This is a genomic window from Dyella sp. NPDC103356 (assembly GCF_055584465.1).
Genome location: NZ_JBVJLZ010000005.1, coordinates 387,177 through 410,898, shown reverse-complemented (window position 1 = coordinate 410,898; position 23,722 = coordinate 387,177). Strand labels below are relative to the sequence as shown.

The following is a 23,722-nucleotide window of genomic DNA, read 5'->3' as shown; positions in this document are numbered from 1 at the left end:
CCACACCCTATACAAGTTGCTTTGTGCTTCGGCGCTAACAGCGCTCTTGTCGTCTACGCCCCTGCACGCCAACGACGATCTGGAAGCACGTTTTGGCCCGCAAGCCCTGCTGGCGCGGCAGCACCATGCCGCAGTCGACGTGCTGACCGTGGGTAATGGTGCCGAGCGGCTCTACGTATTCGTGCCGACGCAACCCGCGTTGCATGGCAAGGTTCCGCTGGTGCTGCTGCATCATGGCTGGCAGGGCATGAATCCGCTGAACTTCGGCGCCTTGATCGATCACCTCGCACGCAGCGGACAAGTGGTGATCTATCCGGTGTATCAGCTTTCGGCCGATACCTCGCCACAGGTGGTCACGCAGAACGCAGCCCAGGCCGATCGTCGCGGCATCGATGCGCTGGAACGGCAACGTGGCTTGCGGCCGGATCCACAGCGCGTGCTGTATGTGGGTTACTCGATGGGCGCGGCGATCTCGCTGAACCTGGCGCTGGATCCCGTGCGCTACGCGTTGCCAGCCCCACGCGCACTGGTGCTCGAAGCACCGGGCGATGCGTATCACGTGGCGCACGGCGACGATGCTCGCAGCATCATCGGCGAGGTGGAGAAACTGCCTGCCGATTTGCCGGTGGCGATCCTCACCGGCTCGGCGGATACCTCGATCGGCTTGCCAACGGCGCGCAAGCTTGCCGCGCGGCTATGCCAGATTCGCGCCGACCGCCGTGTCCTGATGGTGCTGCCCAGCGACGAGCATGCCGGCAAGACGGTGCATGCTGCGCACGGCTCGCCCGGCGCGCCGGATTCGCGCTACGACTTTGCCCTGAAACGCAATGACATCCCGACGCAGATTCCTGCACGCGACGGCTTCGAACCGTCGGCGTCGCTCAACCAGCTGGATTTCTACGGCTACTGGAAAGTCATCGATGCGATGGTCGACAGCCTTCCTGAGCGGAGTCTGCCGGATGCGGTATTTGGCAATGGCACGGCGGCACAGCGGTATTTAGGTATGTGGCCGGATGGGACGCCGTATGCAACGGCAAACATTGAAACGCCCTGTCCCTGATCGACGGCGGTCGCTCCTACAAGCTAGCCACGCCTCTCCTATTTTGTAGGAGCGACTTCAGTCGCGACCGCTGCCTCACCTTGCAGGCGCTGCGCATACCGACGCGCCAACACCGCACACGTCATCAACTGCACCTGATGAAACAGCATCAATGGCAGCACGATCGCTCCCAACGGCTGGCTCGCAAACAACACCTTGGCCATCGGCACGCCGCTGGCCAGGCTTTTCTTCGAACCGCAGAACACGATGGTGATTTCATCCTCGCGATCGAAGCCCATCGCGCGTGAGCCATAGCGGGTAATCAGCAGGGCGGCCGCCAGCAGCACGGCATCGACGATCACCAGCCCGCCGAGTACCGGCAGCGGCGTCTGCTTCCATAGCCCCTGCAACACGGCGGCACTGAAGGCGGTATAGACCACCAGCAGAATCGAGCCCTGGTCGACAAAGCCGAGCATGGCACGATGCCGGCCCACCCAGTCGCCAATCCAGCGCTGCGCCACCTGACCGGCCACAAAGGGCACCAGCAACTGCAGGACGATCTCACCCACCGCATCCCAGGTCATCGCGCCCTGGCCATGCGACTGCAGGATCAACCCGACCAGCAGCGGCGTGATCACAATGCCCAACAAACTCGATGCCGATGCCGCGCAGATCGCCGCCGGAATATTGCCGCGGGCCATCGAGGTGAAGGCAATCGACGATTGCACCGTCGACGGCAGGGTGCACAGGAACAACACGCCAAGATAAAGACTCGGCGTCACCAACGGCGCCAGCAACGGCTTGAGCAGCAGTCCCAGGAGCGGAAACAGCACGAAGGTGCTGCCCAGCACGGTCAGATGCAACCGCCAATGGGTCATGCCGGCGATGACCGCCTCGCGTGACAGCTTGGCGCCATGCAGGAAGAACAGCAGTGCGATGGCGGCATCGGTCAGCCATCCGAACACCTGCGCCGTACCGCCGCGACACGGCAGAAAGCTGGCCAGGAGCACGGTCAGCACCAGGCAACAGGTAAAGCGATCGGGGAGGAAGCGGCGCAGATTCATGGCTAATGGCCCGTTGGATGGCCTATTCCAGCTGCTTGCGACTGATAATTCAAATCGTTTTATCTTATTTATTGATACACTTTTGGTATGAATATCAGCCTGCGCCAACTCAGGGCCTTTCTGGCGGTCGCCAAACTGCGGCATTTCCGTCGCGCCGCCGACAGCCTGCACCTGACCCAGCCGGCTGTCAGCCGCCATATCGCCGAGCTCGAAAGCGAGCTCGAGGTAAAGCTCTTCGACCGCAATACGCGCGAGGTCGTACCGACGGAAGCGGGGCGCTATCTGCATAGTGCGATCGAGCGCGTACTGGACGAGCTCGAAGGCGTACTCGCCCATGTCCACTCGGAAAGCGAACGTCGGCACGGCAAGGTACGCGTCGCATCCGTCCCGACCTTGTCGGCCAACCTGATGCCAGCGTGTATCGCCGCCTGTGCGCAACGCTATCCCGAGCTCACCGTGCAACTGCATGACCAGGTGCAGGCCCTCGTGCTGGAAAGCGTGCGTGGCGGCGAGGTGGATTTCGGCGTCACCGTCGAACCGGCCGATACGGAGGCATTCGATAGCGAAATCATCATGCATGACGCCTTCGTACTGGTATGTCGCCGTGACCATGTTCTTGCGACGCGTGCGCAAGTGTCGTGGAAAAAACTCAAGGGTCAGCCATTGGTTCTGCTCGACTACGCATCGGGCAGTCGTCGCCTGATCGATCGTCATCTGGGCCAGTACGCCGTCGATGCCCAGGTGGTGCAGCAAACCGGTCACACGCAAACGGCATTCAGCATGGTCGATGCAGGCCTTGGCATCACGATCACGCCTAGCCTTTCCACCACGCAGTTGCCGCCTTCGCTGATAGCGCTGCCGCTTACCCCGGTGGCACGCCGTGCCATCACGCTGATACGTCGGCGTCATCGCTCGCTGTCACCGGTGGCGGAGCTGGTGTGGTCGCAGATTCGTGCGACAGCGACGTCTCTCACGCAAACTTGAGCCGCTACGCGTTAGCCTTCGACGTTGCGAATGACGAGTGCGATCCGATCGCTCGGAGATCATGATGCGTTACGAACTGTATTACTGGACCGGCATTCAGGGCCGCGGCGAATATGTACGGCTCGCGCTTGAAGACGCAGGTGCCAACTACATCGATGTGGCGCGCGAAGAAGGCGATGAGGTCATGATGCCGTTCCTGCAGGGAGCGCAGCCCGGCCCGCTCCCTTTCGCACCACCGTTTCTCAAGGCGGGTCGGCTGGTCATCGCCCAGACCGCCGCGATCCTGTTTTATCTCGGACCCAAATTGAAACTGGTGCCGGCCACCGAGTCCGCCCAATTCCATGCCCTGCAGTTGCAGCAGACGGTGGCCGACTTCGTGGTGGAGATTCACGATACGCACCATCCGATCGCCAGCGGCGACTACTACGAAAACCAACGCGACGCCGCAAAAAAACGTGCGGAAGATTTTCGCGAATGCCGATTGCCGAAATTTCTCGGCTATTTCGAACACGTACTCGAACGCGGCGGCAAGAAGTACGCGCTGCGCTCGCACTCCTACGTCGACTTGTCGCTGTTTCAGCTGATGTCTGGCCTGGACTATGCCTTCCCCAAGGCGATGAAACGCCTCAACCGGCGGATGCCGTTGCTGCGCGATCTGCAGAAACGCATCGCGGACCGTCCCTCTATCGCGAACTATCTGGCCTCCGAGCGTCGCCTCGCGTTCAACGAGAGCGGCATCTTCCGGCATTACGCGGAACTGGACGACTCGTAGCTCAAAAGACGGCAATCACGATCGCGCCGGCCACGATCAGCACGCCGCCGATCAATAATGGCAGGCTGGGCTTTTCACCCAGAAAGAACAGGCCCAGCACGATCGCCATCGCCACGCTGAGCTTGTCGATCGGCGCCACCTTGCTCACCGGACCCAGTTGCAAGGCACGGTAGTAGCAAAGCCAGGACAAGCCTGTCGCTATGGCCGAAAGCACCAGGAACAGCCAGCTATGCCAGGGCAGGCCAGATGGGCGTGCCCATTCGTGACGCAGGCTGACGATCGCGGCGATGACGGCAAGGATCACTACCGTGCGAATGAAGGTGGCGAGATTCGAATTGACCCCGGCCACGCCCAGCTTGCCGAATATCGCCGTCAGCGCGGCGAAGAACGCCGAGCCGATGGCAAACAGCAGCCAGCTTTCGCGCAGATTCACGGCGTCTATGCCGGTGCTTTTCAGTGACCGCTGTCGTTCGCTGCAGGCGCCGCAGCCGGTGCGTTGTCGCTATCGTCGCCCTGCTTCTTGGATGTGCCCCACTCGGCGACCTTGTACATCACCGGCTTGACCTGCTCGTGCGCACCGCTGCGGTATTTGCCGTTCGGATCGACATCGTAGGTCTGCGAAATACCCGATTTGGGCGTCACCACCACCATGTAGACCTGGCCGTTGCGGCTGTATTCCTGCACGGTGTCCTCGCCACGCTTGTACACGTTGACCTTCGGCGGCGGCTCGCCGCGCGCGTCGCGCGGACTATTGTCTTTCATGTCCGGCAGCGGGATCGGCTTGCCCGGCAACACCGTGCTGCCGGTCTCGGCCGGGGTGGACGCGGACTGCGGTGCCAGCGTGGCCGAAGGCGTATTGGTTTTGACGCCAGGATCGGACATGCCCGGCGGTGGCGGGGCCGGCTGGAAGGCAGGCTTGCTGTCCTGTGCGAAGGCCGATGAGGCCAGCGCGGCGCCCAGTACGACAAGCAAGGCAACGGTTTTCATGATGGACAGCCTCCAGACGGGTGTTGGAGTTTACCAGCGCCGACACCATGAGTAGCGTGAACGTAGAACCCGCCTTAGCATCGAAAAGCCTTGCGCATGAGAGAATAGGCGAATGGCCAAGCTCATCCTGATCGACGGTTCCTCCTACCTCTATCGTGCCTTCCACGCATTGCCGCCGTTGAGCAATGCGCAAGGCGAACCCACCGGCGCCCTGTTCGGCGTGGTCAATATGCTGCGCTCCACCTTGAAGGCGCAGCCCGAATACCTGGCCTTCGTCAGCGACGCGCCCGGGCCCACCTTCCGCGACGAGCTGTACGACCAGTACAAGGCCAACCGGCCGCCGATGCCCGACGATCTGCGCGCCCAGGTGCAACCGATGCTGGCGATCGTGGCCGCGCTCGGCTTCCCCGTGCTGTGCGTACCGGGCGTCGAAGCGGACGACGTGATCGGCACCTTGGCCGAACAGGCGCATGCGCAGGGCATCGACGTGCTCATCTCTACCGGCGACAAGGATTTGGCGCAGCTCGTCCGCCCCGGTGTCACGCTGATCAACACCATGACCAACACCACGATGGATGTGGGCGGTGTGTTTGACAAATTCGGCGTCAAGCCAGAACAGATCGTCGACTTTCTCTCGCTCACCGGCGACAGCGTCGACAACGTGCCCGGCGTCGCCAAGTGTGGCCCCAAGACGGCCGCCAAGTGGCTGGCCGAATACGGCACGCTGGACAGCGTGATCGCCAACGCCGACAAGATCGGCGGCAAGATCGGCGAGAACCTGCGCGAAGCGCTGCCCAATTTGCCGCTGTCGCGGTCGCTGGTCACAATCAAGACCGATGTGCCGCTGGATGTCGGGGTCACCGGATTGACGCAGCGCGAGCGCCATATCGAGCAGCTACGTGAGCTGTTCACGCGTTACGATTTCAAGGCTGCGCTGAAGGATCTGGACGCGCAGACCAAAGCCGGCGAAACCGCCGCGCCCGCCACGGTCGCCGATGCCATCGTGCCCGCGCAGGTGCAGGACACGGCACTCTCCGAGCCAGGCAGTTATGAGCTGGTCGTCACACCGGAGGCGTTCGACCGCTGGCTTGCCAGCCTGAAAGATGCGCCGTTGATCGCGTTCGACACCGAGACCACCGGCCTCGATGCGATGCTGGCCGATATCGTCGGTCTGAGCCTTTCCATCGAACCCGGCAAGGCCTGTTATGTGCCACTGGCACATGACTATCCCGGTGCCCCCGCGCAGCTTGCTCGCGACACGGTATTGGCCGCGCTCAAGCCCATCTTCGAAGATGCCTCGCGCCCCAAGCTCGGCCAGCACGCCAAGTACGACATGAACATCCTGTCGCGCTACGGCATCGTGGTGCAGGGGCTCAAGCACGATTCGATGCTCGAGTCCTATGTGTGGAACGCGACCGCGACGCGTCATGACATGGATTCGCTGGCGAAGAAATACCTCGGCTACGACACCGTCAAGTACGAGGAGGTCGCCGGCAAGGGCGCCAAGCAGATTTCGTTCTCGCAGGTCGATCTCGATACCGCCTGCCGCTACGCCGCCGAAGACGCCGACATTACGCTACGCCTGCACCATGCCTTGTGGCCCAAGCTCGAAAGTGCGCCGTCGCTGCGCAAGGTCTACGAGGAAATCGAGATACCGCTGGTGCCCGTGCTTGCCGAGATGGAACAGCGCGGCGTGCTGATCGACGTCAATCAGCTGCGCCTGCAAAGCCAACAACTGGGTAAGCGTATGGTCGAACTGCAACAGCAGGCGTACCAGGTGGCCGGCCACGAGTTCAGCCTCGACTCGCCCAAGCAGTTGCAGGCCGTGTTGTTCGACGAACTCAAGCTGCCGGTCAAGGTAAAGACGCCGACCGGCCAGCCGTCCACCAACGAAGAGGCACTGGACGCGATTGCCGATGCGCACGAACTGCCGCGCATCATTCTGGACTATCGCGGCCTGGCAAAGCTTCGCTCCACCTATACCGACAAGCTCGCTGGCAACGTCAATCCGCATACCGGCCGCGTGCATACCAGCTACCACCAGGGCGCGGTGGCCACCGGCCGCGTGTCCTCGTCCGATCCGAACCTGCAGAACATCCCGGTACGCACCGAGGAAGGTCGGCGTATCCGTCAGGCCTTTGTCGCACCGGAGGGTTGGTCGATCCTGGCGGCGGACTACTCGCAGATCGAGCTGCGCATCATGGCGCATCTATCGGGTGACGAAGGCCTGCTGCGTGCGTTCCAGGAAGGCGGCGACGTGCATCGCGCCACCGCGGCGGAAGTGTTCGGTGTGACGCCCGCGGAAGTCAGCACCAATCAACGCCGCGCGGCCAAGGCGATCAATTTCGGCTTGATGTACGGCATGAGCGCATTCGGTCTCGCGCGTCAGCTCGGCGTGGATCGCGGCGAAGCCAGCGACTATATGGCGCGCTATTTCACGCGTTATCCCGGCGTGCATGCGTTTATGGAAGCCACGCGCGAACAGGCGCATCGCGACGGTTATGTCGAAACCATTTTCGGCCGCCGCCTGTATCTGGAAAATCTCACCGCGCGCAATCAGGCCTTGCGTGCCGGTGCCGAGCGCGCCGCCGTCAACGCGCCCATGCAAGGCAGTGCCGCGGACATCATCAAGCGCGCGATGATTTCAGTCGCCGGCTGGCTCAAGACACGTGACGATGCGCACATGCTGATGCAGGTGCACGATGAATTGGTCTTTGAAGTGCGTAAGGATTCCGTGGAAGACGTGCGGCGCGAAGTCGTTGCACGCATGTCCGGCGCCGCCGAGTTGCGTGTGCCCTTGCTGGTCGAGGCGGGTGTAGGAGCCAACTGGGACGAGGCGCATTGAGCAGGGATCGAGCCGACCGCCAAGCGTTCGGCTTTACGCCTCACTAACATTTAGACGTCCAAAACCAAGGCGCTCTCCGTCCACGGGAGCTGCCAGCATGAATCATCCGTAAATTTATTTGGCCCAAAGTGAAACTTCTGGGGCTCCCATACGTACTAAGTATCAGGATGCACGCAACGGCATCCTACGGGCCCCGTCACCTCCCTATGGCGTGTCCCACCGGCCAGCGAACCTCTCCCCTGGGTTTCGCGGCCTCCCGGCCCCGAAGGTTCCCCCCTAACCTTCGGGGCTTTTTTTGCCTTGAATCCGGGGCCTTGTGGCATACCGCGGGCCCAAAGCGGGCCCAGCCTCACTCCCTGCGCAAAACCGGCTAGCATCTCGTCACTGTCTCCAGACAACTCCGACGTTCCAGCGACACGGTGCAAAAGAAAGACAAAGCCACCTCCTTCGATATCGCCCACCGGGCCGGGGTTTCCCAGTCCACGGTGTCGCGCGCCTTGCGCGGCAGCCCGCTGGTCAGCGAGGAGACCCGCCAGCGGATCCAGCAGGCGGCGACCGAACTCAAGTACAAGGTCGACAAGAACGCCTCTAACCTGCGTACCCGCCATTCGGGCACCCTGGCCTTGCTGCTGTTCGAGGACCCGACCGCCGACGAGTCGCATATCAACCCGTTTTTCCTGTCCATGCTGGGCTCGATCACCCGGGCCTGTGCCCAGCGGGGCTACGACCTGCTGGTGTCGTTCCAGCAGCTGTCGCACGACTGGCATGCCGACTACGCCGACACCCGCAAGGCTGACGGCATCATCCTGCTTGGCTATGGCGACTACCTGGCTTATCGCGACAAGCTGGCCATGCTGGTCGCCCAGGGCACCCGTTCGGTACGCTGGGGTGCGGTATTGCCCGACCAGCCGGACATCTCCATCGGCTGCGACAACTTCCTGGGCGGCCAGGACGTCACCCGGCACCTGCTTGAACAGGGCTGCCGCCGGGTGGCCTACCTCGGGGACGCGTCCAGCCATTACCCGGAATTCTTCGCCCGCTATCGAGGCTACGCCCAGGTGCTGTACGAGGCCGGCCTGGAGGTCGACCCGGAGCTACAGGTCAACGCCGAGAGCTCGGAGCAGTCCGGCTACGCGGCGATGGAGGCCTTGCTCGGCCGCGACAAACCGTTCGATGCGCTGTTTGCCGCCAGCGACCTGATCGCGATCGGGGCCATGCGGGCCTTGGCCGACCATGGCAAGAGCGTCCCGGGCGATGTGGCTGTTGCGGGTTTCGACGACATCCCGACGGCGAGTTTCGTGAACCCGCCGCTGACGACCGTGCGTCAGGATACCGGGCAGGCGGGACAAGCCCTGGTCAACACGCTGCTGCGGCTGATCCAGAATGAGCCGACTGGGAGCGACATGCTGCCGGTGCGATTGGTGGTGCGGAAATCCAGTTTGCGGAGGTAAGCCCGGCCTCAGTGCACGGGATGCCCACGCTCTTCCATCAACAAGGCCAGTTGCGCCGCCAGATCGTGGCGTTGCACCGGGGCATCCAGCACATACACCTGGACATCGTGCGCGGCGACCCGTGCCTTCAACGCACCTCCTTCGTTCACCGTCACCGCATTACCACCCAGCGCCGGCTTCCACGTCCCCGCCTGCAGATAAGGCGCCACGGCCATCTCAGCCGCCGTGTCGCTCTTATTGAGCAACACCAGTGCGATCTGATGCGCATCGCCCTTCTGATACACGCGGTAGAACACCGCCTGATCGCCCTCGATCCTTACCGGCAGCATCAGGCCGCGTTGCAGCGCCGGCATCTTCTCGCGCAATCGGGCGATGCGTGCCAGCTGTTGATAGATACGACTGCGTGGTGCAGCGTCGATGCGTTCCTGGCCGAAATAATTGCGGTTGCCCTGGTGTTCGGCACGGCCCCGCTCGAAGCCGACTTCCGAACCGTAGTACACAGCCGGAATGCCGCGCGCGGTGAACAGCCAGTTGTTCGCATCGACAAACCCATCGTCGGTCGCATTCAAACGCGCCATATCGTGGTTATCGTAGAACGTCACCAGCTCGTAAGGGTTCTGATACGGCCCATTACGCAGGTAGAGGCGTTCGGCAATACGCGCGTAGTCGCTATGGGGGTGCTCGAACACCTCGGCAATACGCTGGCGCAGCGGAAAATCGAGCACGCTGATGCCACCATTGCGCGCCCAGGTGTATTGGCCGATATCGTCCGGGCTGTAGTCGAACGCTTCGCCGAACATGAAGAAGCCTGGATGCTTTGCACGAATCCGCTCGGCAAACTGCCGCCAGAAAGTCGTCGACATATGACTGATCGTGTCGATGCGGAACGCATCCGCGCCCTGGTCGGCCCACTGTTGGTAGGCACCAACAAAATAGTCCAGCACCGCGGGACTCTCGTCGTCGTTGTTCGACAACTGCGCCAGATCATCATAGGCATGATAGAAGCGGTGCAACGGATTGTGCACCGGATCGAGCTGGTCGGGCCGCAGATTCTGGTGATCGGCAATCAGCTTGCCATCCTTGTCGAAGATCTGCCCGAACTGCGGCTGCGCCTTGGGCATGGTGAAAGACGGCGAACCATGGTTGGCGACGATATCGAGTACGGTCTTCAGACCCTGCGCACGCATCTTGTCGGTGAATTGAGCGAAGTCGAGATCCTTGCTCGGCAGATGTTCGTCGAGCTTGTAGAAGTTGACGCCCCAGTAACCGTGATAGCCCGCCTTGCCACGGTCGGCCAGCGACGCGCCCCAGGTGACGGGATCGCCACCGGTAAACGCTTCATCCGGATTATCGACGATCGGGGTAATCCACACCGCGCCAAAACCCATGCCACGGATATAGCCCGCGTTATTCAAGATCCCTTTGAAGTCGCCACCGAGATAACCGATGTTATCGCTTTCGCCGTTCGGACCAGGCACGGGGATATCGAAGGTGTGATGCGCACCACCCTGGTCACGATGATCGTTACTGGTGTCGCCATTGACGAAGCGATCGGTCATGACGAAGTAGATCGCATTCGACGCGAACGGCGCATCCGTTCCGACATATTCAACTTGCTGCGCGGCGACCTGGCCGGCGGCGAGCGTCAGCGCAAGGCTCAATAAAAGCTGTTTCATGATGCGACCTGATTGTTTGGCTCGTGCACGCGCAGTACGCACAGGCCGGCGATAAACAGGCTGATGCCGCCGAGCACCAACGCGTAGATCGGCTGGCCGCGAAAGAACACATGCAACAGCATGCCCAGCACGCTGGCGGCGAGCAGTTGCGGTATCACGATAAAGAAATTGAAGATGCCCATGTAGACGCCCATCTTCGTCGCCGGCAGGTTGTCCGACAGCAGCGCATAGGGCAACGAAAGAATCGATGCCCAGGCAAAGCCCACGCCTACCATCGACAGCATCAGCCAGTTCGGATCACGGATCAGCAGGAACGACAGCAATCCGGCAGCACCCAGCCATACGTTGATCAAGTGGCTGATGCGCAAACCCCAACGCTTGACCATCCACGGAATGACGATGGCCGCCACTGCGGCAAAACCGTTATAGGCCGCAAACAATACGCCGACCCAGTTGGCGCCTTCGTTATAGGCCGCCGAGTGCGTATCGCTGCTGCCGAAATGCACCGCCGTGACGCCGGCCGTGGTGTAGATCCACATGGCGAACAGCGCGAACCACGAAAAGAACTGCACCCAGGCAAGGCGACGCATCGCGTCGGGCATCGCAAAGAGATCGGTCAGTACTTGTGCGGCCATGCCGCGGCTGGCAGTCGCCGCCAACCACAACAAGGCAATGCCGTAGATCGTAATGCCTGCGGTGAGCAGATAAAGCTCGCGCTCCACATGACACACCGCCACCAGCACGGTCGTCAGGATGCCGGCAAACAGCCAGGCCAGACCCCAGCGCCGCGCCGCGTGCCGATCGATGTCGATATCCTCGACTGGATGCTCGACATCGAAGGCCTTCAGCGCATCGGGTGGATACTCCCGGGTCGAGACAATCGTCCACAACACCGAGCCGAACAGAACCACCGCGCCCGCATAGAAGGCGTATTTCACCGTATCGGGAATGCCGCTTGTGCCGGCCGCGTTGCTTACGCCGAGCTTGGCCAGTATCCAAGGCAACGCCGAAGCAACTACGGCGCCCAGACCAATAAAGAAACTCTGCATCGCGTAACCGGATGCACGTTGCTGTGTTGGCAACTGGTCGCCGACGAAGGCACGGAACGGCTCCATCGATACATTGATCGACGCATCCATGATCCACAGCAAGCCCGCCGCCACCCACAGCGTCGGGGCGTTCGGCATGAACAGGAGTGCCAAGGTAGTGAGCACCGCGCCCACCAGGAAATAGGGTCGGCGTCGACCCAGTCGCGTCCAGGTGCGATCGGAATAGTGGCCGATGATCGGTTGCACGATCAGCCCCGACAACGGCGCCGCCACCCACAGCATGGGAATATCGCCAACTCCCGCGCCCAATGTCTGGAAGATCCGACTGACGTTGGCGTTCTGCAACGCAAAGCCGAACTGGATGCCCAGAAAGCCGAAGCACATGTTCCAGATCTGCCAGAACGACAATGTGGGTTTGCGCTGGTTCACTGGCTTTCCTTTGTCGCCATCGGTGTTATCCATAGGTCACCGATATCTGCCTTGTTCATCGGTCCATCAATACCGCCCTTGCCACCGGTGTAATGGGCAAAGTGGCTGAGGTAGCTCATGTTGAAGCCCGGTTTCAGTGTGAAGGTGCAATGTTGTCCTGCGCGCGCGCCGAATACGCCGTAGGTCGATTGCTGCCGGCCTTCGCTGTGCGGCATGACCAGCACCATGATTTGTGACGCGACGCCGTCGCAATTGGCCGTGGTCAGGTAGACCGCAGCCGTGACGCCGGTTTCGATGGTGCCGTTGGTGTTGGTGTAATCGGCGCTGATCCTGAAGCGTCCGGCCGAAGGAGCCGTCCAACCCCATTTCGAAACCTCTCCTATCTCGTCATTCCGGCGTAGGCCGGAGTCGCCTTTCAACAGCGAAAGCTGGTCACCCAGTGGCGTCTGCGGCGGGTTTTCGCGACCCGGTGACAAGCGTTCGGCTTTTCGCGACGACCCTGACGCCACGCCACTGGGTTCCGGCCTGCGCCGGAATGACGAGTTGGGGACGTAGAGGGGGGTGTCGGTAGGTAGCGGCACTAACACCACCTCTGTGGATTTCAGCGTCACGACAACATGCTTGCCGTCGACCTTTTGCGTACCGGAAACCAACAGATTCCCATCCATCTTTACCGGTCGCACTAGCGTGATATCCCGATCGCTCAACTCAAGCCGAATACGATCCTTATCGCCAAACAGCATCGGCACCAGCGACGTCGGCAGCTTCGGCTCGATCTTCCCGTCCGGACCGAGGCCGAACACACCCTCGATCACCATGTTCAAGTACGCCGCCACCGACCACAGCTGACGCGGCGAATCCACCACCGGTCCGCTCTTGTCGCCATCGTCCACATGCGTGGCCTGAGTAACCAGCTCGAAGTTCTCCATGTTCGAACCCGCCAACGCCGCGCCGCGCATCAGCGATTGCAGCTCGTGCGCAATGCGTGCCGGGTCGTTTACCTGGCGTGCCGCACGCAAGGCGTAGGCACTGACAAACGGCCAGATCGCACGATTGTGGTAGATCGGCACATCGTCGCGCTCGGGCCAGATCACCGGACTTCCCGCCGGCCACGTCGGATAGTGGGCCAAGGTCTGTCGCGCCCGCTCCGGATCGGCCACGCCGCTGGTGATCGCCAAGGAGATGCCCAACAGATCGTAGGTATCGAACGGTTGCGGACGATCCGCGCCGCCGATGTAGCTCATGTACATGCCGCGATCGTTGCGCCAGAAATGGCGGTTGATCGCGTCCTTCAATGTTTTTGCCTGGGCCTGGTAAACGGCTGCCTGCGCCGGATTGCGGTTTGCCGACATCTCGGCGGCCAGACGCAAAGCTTCGTAGTGAAGAACATTGGTAGACAATGCGAACGACTGCCCGATAAAGGCCACATCCTTGGCCGTCCACATCGGGTACGTCTGCTGGCGCCAGTCGAGAAACGAGGTCTCGCCGCGATACAGGCCAAGCGTGCTGTCGAAGGTATACAAACGGTCCTGCGCCAGCGTGTCGTTCAAGGCCCGATAGACTTCACCGGCAAACACAGGATCGTCCAGCAGATGCCGCGCCGCGAGAAACCAGACAATGCGATCGGTGCTGATCGGCCAGCTACCGCCCGAACCGGTGTCCTGCATGACGTACAAGCCCTGCGGCGCCGACGGCTCGCGCACATCGGAAAGCTTGAAGCGCAGCGATGCCTTTGCGCGCTCCGGATCCAGCCGCCATAGCGCCAGATCGACTGAGTACGACAGGTCGCGTGTCCAGACGTAATGCCACTTCTCGCCCGTTTCGAAACAAGGGCACGCAATGGACTGACCGTGATCGAACGCTCCATCGGTAATGGCAGAGACCGAATCCTTGGCCAGATCGTCCTGCGCCATCGCGAACAAGGCATCGAACAGCGGGCTGGCCGACTGCACCGACAGGCGCGACATCGGTATATGACGTTCACCGGATGTCGAGCGCAGCAAGAAGCCATCATTCGAACGCGTCACCGATGCGCTACGACCGTCGAACGCGATACCCGCCTTGAAGTCGTTCGGAGCAACCTCGGCTTGAGCGGCCGCGCTGGCGGCAAACATCGACGCGGCGAGAAGACAACGTACAACCATGTGCATCAGTGGCGTGCCCCGCTATCGAAGATGCGAACATCCCTGGCCGTGTCGGTCGCGATGCGTACATAGGTTACGTCGCCGTAACGATCGGCACCGCTTACCCAACCCTCGCCCGTGCCCTTTCGCAGGGCATCCAGGCCGGCAGCGGGCTGTAACGACTTTCCGCCCTGTTCCACTTTGGATGCTTTCACGCCGTGAACTTTCAGGATCAACGAAGCCACCGGCGAGTTGAAAGAACCACTGTTCTTGCTCAACGTCACACGAACACTCGTATCCTCGCGTTGCAGGGCCAGCCGACGCAGCGAGTAGACGCTCTTCTCATAGGCGTAGGTGAGGCCATCGTCGTCGTAGAGATCGAAACTGGTCGGTGTTGCGGATGGGAACATCTCGACGTCGAGCTGCGTCACTGCCTTTTCATTCACATAGTTCATCACCTGCTGCAAGGGGATGATCGCACCGGCGCGGATAAACATCGGGATATCCGACCAGCGCTTGCTGTCGACAGCCAGATGCGCGACCTGTCCGCCTCGATACACCTTACCGCTGGCGAAATCGATCCAGGTTCCCACGGGCAGATAGACATCCTTTGTGGTTTGACCTTGCTCGACGATGGGAGATACCAGCAGGTAGTCGCCGAACATCCAGGCATCGACGTCGTCGCGTACCTTGGGATCGTCCGGCCAGTCGAAGGTCAGCGGGCGAACCAGACCTACACCCGTTTTGTAACGGCTGAATTCGTAGGCGTAGATGTATGGGATCAACGTATAGCGCAAACGAATGGCATCACCCGCCGCTTTCTCCGCCACCTCGCCGTACACCCAGGGCTGACGCTTCTGACCGAACGAACCATGCACCCGAAAGATCGGCGTGAACGCGCCAAACTGAATCCAGCGCGCATAGTTCTCCGGACTGGGTTTGTCGCCCTGGAAACCACCACCGTCCATGCCCCACTGCATGGCGCCCACGTCGATCGCCGCCAACATGCGCGCACGTTGCGCCCGCATGCTTTCGAAGCCTGTGTAGATATCGCCGGACCACAGGCCATAGGCATAACGTTGTGAGCCGAGATAGAAGTTTCGATTGATCGACCACACGCGCTGATTGCTATATGAGCGCTGGCCTTCATACAGCGCACGCTGCATGTTCATGAACTGCGTATCGTTGATTTCATCCGCTTCATCGTTCCACCAGCCGACGATGCCGGTATCGAACGAATGCTTGAGCGTGTCGTTGAAAAACCATGCCCGCGCCGCGGGATTGCCAAAATCGATCTCACGGATGGTCTTGAGCGAAAAGTAATCAGCCTTCGGCACGCTCGAGGCCACCCACAAGCCATGCTCGGTGGCATAGCGGCCTTCTTCGGTGTCGATATGCACCCGCGGCTTCATGATGCCGGTCAAATGCACGCCTTGTGCGTCGAGTTGCTGCTTGAGCTTGCCATTGGGACCGTCGGGAAACTTGGTTCCGTTCCAGCGAAACTCGCCGTAGTGATCGTCGCCCCAGGCCTTCCAGTCGAAATCCAATGTCACGTTGTCGATCGGGATGTGCTTGGCGCGATAGGTCTTGACGATCGACAGCAGCTCTTTCTGGTCGATACCCCATTGGCTGTTGGTAAAGCCCATGGCCCATTTGGGAAACATGGCGCTATGACCGCTGACCTGAGCGAGGCCAGAGAAAATCTCCGGTGGCGGCCCGACAAATACATACACGGTGCGTATGGGTGCCGACGTAGCCTGGGCCGTGAAGCGATCGGCTCCAAGGTCGAAATGCGCGCCGATGGCGTCCGCCAGGGCGCCGTAGCCTGCTGTGCTCCACACGAATGGGGCACCGGCATTGCCCTGCGCACCCGCCTTGGCCTCCTGCGAACCGGTCCGCAACAGGCCACCGGGATGGCGATCGAAGGCTGTGGTGCCGCCGATGCCGTACATCGCATCATCCGCGGCATGACTCACCGACAACGTGCCATCGACGAGCGCAGCGATGTCGACGCGCAACAAGGTATTGCGCGCCAGATCTTCAATGGCCAATTGCTGTGATGAGGGATCCCAATCCGTCCGCATATCGCGGGTCGAAAATGTGCCCTGTCGCCCTTTGCCCCAGGATTCCACCTCGCCTGCCAAAGGAGAACTCGTCGCGTCGACGACCAGCGTTGGTTCCGACGGCTTTTTCCCCGGCGGCAGATAGCGGATCCGCAGGACACCTTCGGGCATCTCCCTGAGTTCCATCGTTCCCGTGGACAGGGGAACGCTCGCACCCGTCACCGGCACCTGCAACGCCTCACTCCTCGCGCCCGCCTCCGAGATACTCGTCAACATCAGGCAGATGGCAAAAAGACTCCCGGCAACTGGCCAGGCCTTCATTGCATGACCACCGACACATAAGGCGGCAGGTCCAACTCGCCATCGACGTAGGTGGCGTCATTGCCCGTTTGCAGCTCGACCCGCTGGTAGCCGTCCTTGCGCTTCAATTTCACCGACTGCGGCTGACCCGAAAGGTTATGCAGCACCAGCACGCGGCGCTCGCCGATGAATCGCTCGTATGCGACGACGTGCGCATTCTGCAACGAGACGACGCGAATATCGCCATCGCGAAGCAGCGGTTCCTGGCTGCGCCAGTGGATCAGCGTGCGGTAGACGTTAAGCAGGGAATGCGGGTCGGGCTGCTCGGCCTGCACCGAGACCTCGCCGCCCTGCCCGCTGGTGATGGGCTTCCAGCGGCTTTCAGTAATGACGTCCGGGTCGCGTTCCCAGCGCATCGGCTCACGAATGTTCTGGTCGGGCTTGCGACCGAGCACGCCGAGCTCTTCGCCGTAATAGAGGAAGGGCCGCCCTGGCAGAGTCAGCAACATCGCCGCCGCCACGCGCATGTGATCGACGTTGCCATCCAGGCGACTGAACACGCGTTCCTGGTCGTGATTGGACAGGAACGGGGCATCGATAAAGTCGCTACCCGCGGCTTTATGAAACGCGGCATACGTGCTGGTCAGCAATGCATTCAGTGGCGTGGCCTGTTCGCTGTGCGCGCTCTGGATCATCTGTTCGGCCAGCGGAAAATTGAACACCGAACCGAGCGGCTTCAGATAGGGCGCCAACTGGTCGGGGGATGGCATGGTCACCTCGCCCACCAGATAGACATCCGGATTGACCGTTTGCAGGCCCTGGCGAAATTCGCTCCACCACACAACGTTCTTGCGCGTGGTCTCGGGTTTGCCGGTATCGGTCTTCAGGTCGTCATAGATGTGCCGTGCCGCGTCCAGCCGGAAACCATCGACGCCCTTGGCCAGCCAGAACTGGCCGATCTTGACCATCTCGTGGCGAACGTCCGGATCGTCGTAATTCAGATCGGGCATGCCGGCACTGAAGTCGCCGAGAAACGTCTGCCCATCGCGCGTATGCCAGGCCGGGCTATCGGTCGCGCTCAATGCCTTGGTGTCGGTGGTGGGACCGGCCCATGTGTACCAGCCACGATATGAGCTATGCGGATCGAGCGCGGAGACGAACCAGGGGTGCTTGTCGCTGGTGTGATTGATCACCAGGTCGATGATCACCTTGATGCCGCGCTTGTGCGCTTCGGCGACCAGGCGCTCGAAATCCTGCATCGTCCCGTATTGCGGATTGATCGCCTTGTAGTCGGTAACGTCGTAGCCGTGGTAACTGGGCGAGGCGTTGATCGGCATCAGCCAGATGCCATTGACGCCCAGCGACTGCAGATAGTCCAGCTTGGCGGTGACGCCATTGAGGTCGCCAATACCGTCGCCGTTGGTGTCGTACCAGGCGCGGACGAAGATCTCGTACCACACGCCGGTATGGGTGGCTTCGTTCGATAAAAATGGCGCATCGGCCACGGATGTCGAGGGGAGTGCGCGGACATCCGGGCCAAGCGCCAGGGAGAAAACAGCCGCCAGAACTGCGAGTAACCGATAACGCATCATGCTTCGCCCCTTTGTATGTTTCAGGAGCGTCGCCGCCTTGCGGCGAGTATCCCGAGCCCCGTCTCGGCGTTCGGTCGAACGCCGAGACGAGCATAACTCACAGCTTCAACTGCAGACCCAGGTAGTTGGTGCGACCGAAGTACTGGATCGTGCCGGTCTGCTGCTGGTTGGTGAAATACGTACGGGTCGGCTGGTTGCTGGCGTTGAGCAACTGATAGACCACCGTCAGCTTGTCGTTGATGTTGTACGACGCCTGGAAGTCGTAGACCAGTTCGGAGGCGAACACCACCAGCTGGTTGTCCACCGCGATCTGCGTGTCGGAGACGAAGTGTGAGCGGTAGTTGGCCGACACACGTGCCGAGAACGGCCCCTGGTCGTAGAACACCGCGGCGCTGGCGACGCGCTGCGACAGGCCCGGCAAGCCGATCATCTGCGTCGGGCCACCCAGGTTGGACGGGTTCTTCACCGAGCTGGAGGTCAGCGCCAGGTTGGCGTCCACACCGATGCCGGACCAGATGCCGGGCAGGAAGTGGGTCTTGGTGAAGGCCACTTCCAGGCCACGCAGATCGCCGCCCTTGGCGTTGTATGCGGTCTGATAGTCGCCGTTGAGGTAAGGCGCATTGGTGGCCGGGTTGATCGGCACCGTGATGCCCACGGTGGAGAAGTCGAAGTTGTTGTACGTCACCTGCTGGATGAACGACTTGATGTGCTTGAAGAACACACCGGCGGTGATCGCGCCCGACGAATCGTCGAAGTAGTGCTCGTACGTTGCGTCGTACTGCTGCGCGCGCAGAGGATTCAGCAACGGGCTGGTGCCGCCGTAGATGTTGTACGTGTTGCCGTTGGTGATATACGAACCCGAGCCGGCCAGCATGGAGTTGATCGGCGGACGCGATAGTACCTTGGCGGCCGAGAAGCGAACCTGGTCGTTGTCGGTCAGGTGATAGATCAGGTTCAGCGACGGCAGGTAGTCGGTGTATTTCTTGCCGACATTGAGCGGCGCGAAATCGCTGCTGGTCTTGCCGTTGCCGTCGGTGATCGGAATGCCCGCACCGTTGCCGACCTGCTGCAGGCCATAACTGAACTGCGAGTCGTGCGACACGCGCATGCCCACGTTACCGGTCAACTCATGACCGAATACCTGCGCGTCGATATCGGCCATCAGGAACAGGTCGCGGATCTTCTGATCCACCTGGCCGCTTTGCACATACGTCCAGTTGTTGTTGATGATGTCCTTGACTGGATTGGCAGTAATGCCATGCGAGGCGAGGATGCCCGGACCATTGAGCTTGAGGAAGCACGGGAAGCCGCCAAAGGTGCCCTTCCAGCATTCAGTGGTGGCATTGCCACTGTTGATGGTCAGCGGCGGCTGGCCCAGCGAGGGATCGCTGTTCCATTCCGAACCGTAGACATAGGCGCTGCGGTCGGCGTTGTAGGTGTGGTTGTTGGCGTAGACACCCGCTTCCAGCGCCGAGAAGATCGAGTTGTTCGGCAAGTCGTACTTGACGCTGGTACGGAACGCCTTGGTGCGGTCGTGATAGACGTACGGATAGACGCCATAACGGGACAACGCCATCTGGCTCAGGTCGGTGTACATGCCCGGATTGGCCAGCGAGACCTGACCGATGCTGCGACCGGTCAGCAGATAGGTCATCGACTGCGAGGCGAGCTGCGGATTGGCCGTGCCCAGGCCGGTGTACGGGTCGGCTGTAGTATCGACGTTGACTTCATGGCTCTGCGCACGCGACAGCGACAGATCGCCGTCGATATGCCACGGGCCGCTGTTCCACTTCAGGTTCAAGCCACCGGAGAACACGTTGGTGGTGGTGCTGTAGTTGTCCGCGGTGGTCTCGTTGGAGAACTGGGCGTTACCCACGCCCGCAGGATTGGTGCTGACGGTGCCGCCGATGACCGAACCATTCGGGCCGAACACCGGGTTGGTGATCTGCGCGCTGTTGTTATAGAAATTCTGCGAGCGGAAGCCGTAGCCGAACGATTCGTTCTTGAACTTGGAGAAGAAGCTGTCGGCGGTGATCTGCAACTCGTCGCTGGGCTTCCACACCACCGTACCGAGGTAACCGGTGCGACGCTCCTGGCCACCGTTCTGCTGCAACTGGACGCCCTCGGGCAGATAACCCTGCTGCGGCGAGTTCACATTGAGCTGCTGCTGCGTGGAGCTATAGGCCTCGCCGACGAACTGCTCGGACACATGCGGCTGATACATCTGCGCCACGCCCAGGCCGACACCCAGGGTGTTGTCGAGGAACTTGCCCTGATACGCCGCACTCAGGCGATAGCCCAGCGCATTGGCGCCGGCGACGTTGTGTGCCAGACCGGTGTAGCTGCCGCGCGCATCCACATTCAGCGACTGGTCTTTCTTGTTGTCCAGCGGGTTGGCTGTCTGCATCGCGATGGTGCCGCCCACGCCGCCTTCGATCAGCGATGCCTGCGAGGACTTGTACACCGTGGCCATGTTGATCAGCTCGGACGGGTACTGGTCGAACTGGATGTAGTTACTGCCGCTGGTCGACGGCTGTTCGCGACCGTCCAGCGTCGTCTGGATGAAGTTGCCCGAGAGACCGCGGATATTGACCTGCGAAGCCTGACCGGCAATGCGCTCGGCCGATACGCCCGGCAAGCGGGTCAATGCATCGGCGATCGACTGATCCGGCAGGCCGCCGATATCGGCCGCGGTGATCACGTTCTGAATCGTGTCGGCATAACGCTGATAGTCGATCGACTTCTCGATCGCTGCGTTATAGCCGGTGACGGTGATGCCTTCGAGACTCTTGGCCAGCTCGGCGGATTGTTTCGGCGCCGTGGTGTCGTCGACCTTCTTGTCATCTTTCCTGGTGGGCGCGTTCTGCGCCGCCGGCGCGTCCTGGGCGGCGCCCGGGACTGCGCTGCCATTGCCGTTATCGGCGGGTGCTGCATGGATGCCGGCGGTGAAGCAAAGACCAGCCGATGCCAGCGCCAGGGCCATCACGTTGCGTTTCAGTATCACCTTAGTTCCCCTCCCCAGAGGTTTTCACTTGTCGGCTGTCTTCGTCGGCAACCCGTACCGCGAGACATGTGTCTATTCGCCAGGACGGCGTGCGGCGCATGGTAGGGCGGCGCCATAGGGCCGAACAGTTTCATGCATACGTATTCATAAGGGCTTTTTTTTGTGCACCTTTGACAAAAAATACGCTTGCTCGCAACGGCTTATTGCGCACCAGTCCAGACTTGATCACAAATCCCGCGCCCTATTGCCACTGCTGCGACGCAATAACCCGCTTTTTTGAATACGTATGCATAGAGCGCAACGAAACCGGGCCTAGCGTTTAAGCTGCGCCGCACATTGAAGCTGCCTCCCCTTCGGATCGGTAGCGACGGGCAGGGCAGGCAAGGGGTTGGGCGAATGAACGATGCACCGTGGTGGCGCGGAGCCGTCATCTATCAGATCTATCCACGCAGCTTTCTGGATACCAACGGCGATGGCGTGGGCGACCTGCCGGGCATCATCGAAAAGCTCGACTATGTCGCCGGGCTCGGTGTGGACGCGATCTGGATCGCACCGTTCTTTCGCTCGCCGATGGCCGACTTCGGCTATGACATCGCCGATTACCGCGCAGTCGATCCGCTATTTGGCACGATCGAAGACTTCGATCGCCTGCTGGCCAAGGCGCATGCGCTGGGCCTGAAGGTGATGATCGACCAGGTGTTGAGCCATACCTCCGACCAGCATGCCTGGTTCAAGGAAAGCCGCAACAGCCGCGACAACGCCAAGGCCGACTGGTACGTCTGGGCCGACGCGCGCGAAGACGGTACGCCGCCCAATAACTGGCTGTCGCTGTTCGGCGGCGTGGCCTGGCAATGGGAACCGCGCCGCGGCCAGTACTACCTGCACAACTTCCTCACCTCGCAGCCCGATCTCAATTTCCATAACGTCCAGGTGCAACAGGCGACGTTGGACAACGTGAAGTTCTGGCTCGACAAGGGCGTGGACGGCCTGCGCCTGGACGCGATCAACTTCTGCTTTCACGACAAGCTGCTGCGCGACAACCCGCCCAAGCCCGCGGACAAACGTGTTGGCCGCGGTTTCAGTCCGGACAATCCGTACGCCTTCCAGTACCACTATTTCAACAACACGCAACCGGAGAATGTTCCCTTTCTCGAAGCGCTGCGCGGCTTGATGGATGGCTACGAGGGCGCGGTTGCGCTGGGTGAAATTTCATCCGAAGACTCGCTCGCCACCACCGCCGAGTACACCCGCGGCAAACGCCTGCACATGGGCTACAGCTTCGAATTGCTCACCGACGATTTCAGTGCGGCGTACATTCGTGGCACGGTGGAGAATCTCGAAGCGCAGATGCGCGAAGGTTGGCCGTGCTGGGCGATCTCCAATCACGACGTCGAGCGCGTGCTGAGCCGCTGGGGCAACGGCGACAAATCCGTACGCATGGCCGGCCTGCTCACCGCGATGGTCTGTTCACTACGTGGCTCGGTGTGCGTCTATCAGGGTGAAGAGCTTGCCTTGACCGAGGCCGAGGTTCCGTTCGAATCGCTGCAGGATCCGTACGGCATCGCGTTCTGGCCCAACTTCAAGGGCCGCGACGGATGCCGTACACCGTTGCCCTGGAACGACAGCGTCCACGCCGGCTTCAGCAGCGGCAAGCCCTGGCTGCCCGTGCCCGACGATCATCGTGTGTTGGCGGTATCTCGGCAGGAACTCGATCCGCAGTCCGCCCTGCATGGCTTTCGCAGCTTCATGCAATGGCGACGCCAGCAGCCGGCATTGCGCTGGGGCGATATCCGCTTTATCGACACGCCCGAGCCCGTGCTCGCGTTCACGCGCAGCTATCAGGGCGAAACGGTGCTGGCGATGTTCAATCTGGGCGCCAAGCCGGTCGACGTTGCCCTACCTATGTTGCACAACGCCACGGTCGTCGAAGGTCACGGCTTGCAGGAGGGCGTGCTCGGCGAAGGTCACGCTCAATTACCGCCCCACGGCCTGCTGTTCGCGCGCCTGGCTCCCTGACGCCGCTGTACCGCCGCTTATCGAGAACCGCCCGGCGGTTTTCGTTGCGGCCGCTTGCCCCCTATGATCGGTGCACCCGGACTGTTCAAGGAACACGCTATGCGCGCAGGACTCATCATCGTCGGCATCCTCCTGCTTGGTGCGGGCATCTGGATCATGCTGGGAAACGGGAGCTACAAACAGACTGACACCCTGCTGCAGGTCGGCCCGGCCAAAGTCACCGCAACGCATGAGAAGGCGCTGCCCTCGTGGGCGGGAGTGGCGGCTATCGTGGTGGGTGGGCTGCTGGCGGTTGGCGGTTTTATCAAGCGGTAACGGCGAACAAGAG

16 protein-coding genes are annotated in these 23,722 nt (G+C 61.3%); 7 read left to right on the top strand and 9 right to left on the bottom strand.

Annotation, left to right across the window (positions count from 1 at the left end; all coding sequences use genetic code 11):
• The first annotated feature begins 46 nt into the window (after positions 1-46).
• Complete coding sequence (locus ACZ6WW_RS14290; RefSeq protein WP_465274786.1) at positions 47-1,060, top strand: dienelactone hydrolase family protein; 1,014 nt, start codon at positions 47-49, stop codon at positions 1,058-1,060.
• Positions 1,061-1,098: 38 nt separating this feature from the next.
• Here the strand turns inward: ACZ6WW_RS14290 and ACZ6WW_RS14285 are convergent, their stop codons facing one another.
• Positions 1,099-2,103: a bile acid:sodium symporter family protein gene (locus ACZ6WW_RS14285; RefSeq protein ID WP_465274785.1), complete on the bottom strand. Its 1,005-nt coding sequence runs from the start codon at positions 2,101-2,103 to the stop codon at positions 1,099-1,101.
• Positions 2,104-2,190: 87 nt separating this feature from the next.
• Between ACZ6WW_RS14285 and ACZ6WW_RS14280 the strand changes: the two genes are divergently transcribed.
• Positions 2,191-3,087, top strand: a complete 897-nt coding sequence (locus ACZ6WW_RS14280; protein WP_465274784.1) for a LysR family transcriptional regulator — start codon at positions 2,191-2,193, stop codon at positions 3,085-3,087.
• Between the two features lie 64 nt (positions 3,088-3,151).
• Positions 3,152-3,859 (top strand): glutathione S-transferase, encoded by a 708-nt coding sequence (locus tag ACZ6WW_RS14275; protein WP_465274783.1) that lies wholly within the window; start codon positions 3,152-3,154, stop codon positions 3,857-3,859.
• A 1-nt stretch (position 3,860) separates the two neighbouring features.
• Here the strand turns inward: ACZ6WW_RS14275 and ACZ6WW_RS14270 are convergent, their stop codons facing one another.
• Both ACZ6WW_RS14270 and ACZ6WW_RS14265 read right to left on the bottom strand, forming a co-directional pair.
• Positions 3,861-4,292, bottom strand: a complete 432-nt coding sequence (locus ACZ6WW_RS14270) for an EamA family transporter (RefSeq protein WP_465274782.1) — start codon at positions 4,290-4,292, stop codon at positions 3,861-3,863.
• A 20-nt stretch (positions 4,293-4,312) separates the two neighbouring features.
• Positions 4,313-4,846, bottom strand: coding sequence for a DUF2782 domain-containing protein (locus tag ACZ6WW_RS14265; protein ID WP_465274781.1), 534 nt, complete (start codon positions 4,844-4,846; stop codon positions 4,313-4,315).
• Positions 4,847-4,958: 112 nt separating this feature from the next.
• On the opposite strand from ACZ6WW_RS14265, the gene polA reads away from it, so the two are divergent.
• Both polA and ACZ6WW_RS14255 read left to right on the top strand, forming a co-directional pair.
• On the top strand, positions 4,959-7,691 hold the full coding sequence (gene polA, locus ACZ6WW_RS14260; protein WP_465274780.1) for a DNA polymerase I: 2,733 nt from the start codon (positions 4,959-4,961) through the stop codon (positions 7,689-7,691).
• 419 nt (positions 7,692-8,110) lie between these two features.
• A complete protein-coding gene (locus ACZ6WW_RS14255; RefSeq protein ID WP_465274779.1) occupies positions 8,111-9,142 on the top strand; it encodes a LacI family DNA-binding transcriptional regulator in 1,032 nt (343 codons plus the stop codon).
• A gap of 8 nt (positions 9,143-9,150) precedes the next feature.
• Here ACZ6WW_RS14255 and ACZ6WW_RS14250 read toward each other — a convergent pair whose 3' ends face one another.
• The 6 genes from ACZ6WW_RS14250 to ACZ6WW_RS14225 all read right to left on the bottom strand — a co-directional run bounded on the left by ACZ6WW_RS14250 (position 9,151) and on the right by ACZ6WW_RS14225 (position 21,378).
• Positions 9,151-10,818: an alpha-amylase family glycosyl hydrolase gene (locus ACZ6WW_RS14250; protein ID WP_465274778.1), complete on the bottom strand. Its 1,668-nt coding sequence runs from the start codon at positions 10,816-10,818 to the stop codon at positions 9,151-9,153.
• Positions 10,815-12,251 carry an MFS transporter gene (locus ACZ6WW_RS14245; protein ID WP_465274853.1) on the bottom strand — a complete coding sequence of 479 codons (1,437 nt, stop codon included), beginning with the start codon at positions 12,249-12,251 and terminating at the stop codon, positions 10,815-10,817. Before ACZ6WW_RS14245 ends, ACZ6WW_RS14250 begins: the two co-directional genes overlap by 4 nt.
• 41 nt (positions 12,252-12,292) lie before the next feature.
• Positions 12,293-14,446 carry a glucosidase family protein gene (locus ACZ6WW_RS14240; protein ID WP_465274777.1) on the bottom strand — a complete coding sequence of 718 codons (2,154 nt, stop codon included), beginning with the start codon at positions 14,444-14,446 and terminating at the stop codon, positions 12,293-12,295.
• Positions 14,446-16,803, bottom strand: a complete 2,358-nt coding sequence (locus tag ACZ6WW_RS14235; RefSeq protein WP_465274776.1) for a TIM-barrel domain-containing protein — start codon at positions 16,801-16,803, stop codon at positions 14,446-14,448. The genes ACZ6WW_RS14240 and ACZ6WW_RS14235 overlap by 1 nt, the downstream gene beginning before the upstream one ends.
• Positions 16,800-18,374, bottom strand: coding sequence for an alpha-amylase family glycosyl hydrolase (locus ACZ6WW_RS14230; RefSeq protein ID WP_465274775.1), 1,575 nt, complete (start codon positions 18,372-18,374; stop codon positions 16,800-16,802). Before ACZ6WW_RS14230 ends, ACZ6WW_RS14235 begins: the two co-directional genes overlap by 4 nt.
• 97 nt (positions 18,375-18,471) lie before the next feature.
• A complete protein-coding gene (locus ACZ6WW_RS14225; RefSeq protein ID WP_465274774.1) occupies positions 18,472-21,378 on the bottom strand; it encodes a TonB-dependent receptor in 2,907 nt (968 codons plus the stop codon).
• Between the two features lie 396 nt (positions 21,379-21,774).
• On the opposite strand from ACZ6WW_RS14225, the gene ACZ6WW_RS14220 reads away from it, so the two are divergent.
• Positions 21,775-23,394, top strand: a complete 1,620-nt coding sequence (locus ACZ6WW_RS14220) for an alpha-glucosidase family protein (protein WP_465274773.1) — start codon at positions 21,775-21,777, stop codon at positions 23,392-23,394.
• A 99-nt stretch (positions 23,395-23,493) separates the two neighbouring features.
• Entirely contained in the window at positions 23,494-23,709 is a 216-nt protein-coding gene (locus ACZ6WW_RS14215) for a hypothetical protein (protein ID WP_465274772.1), read from the top strand.
• Positions 23,710-23,722: the final 13 nt, after the last annotated feature.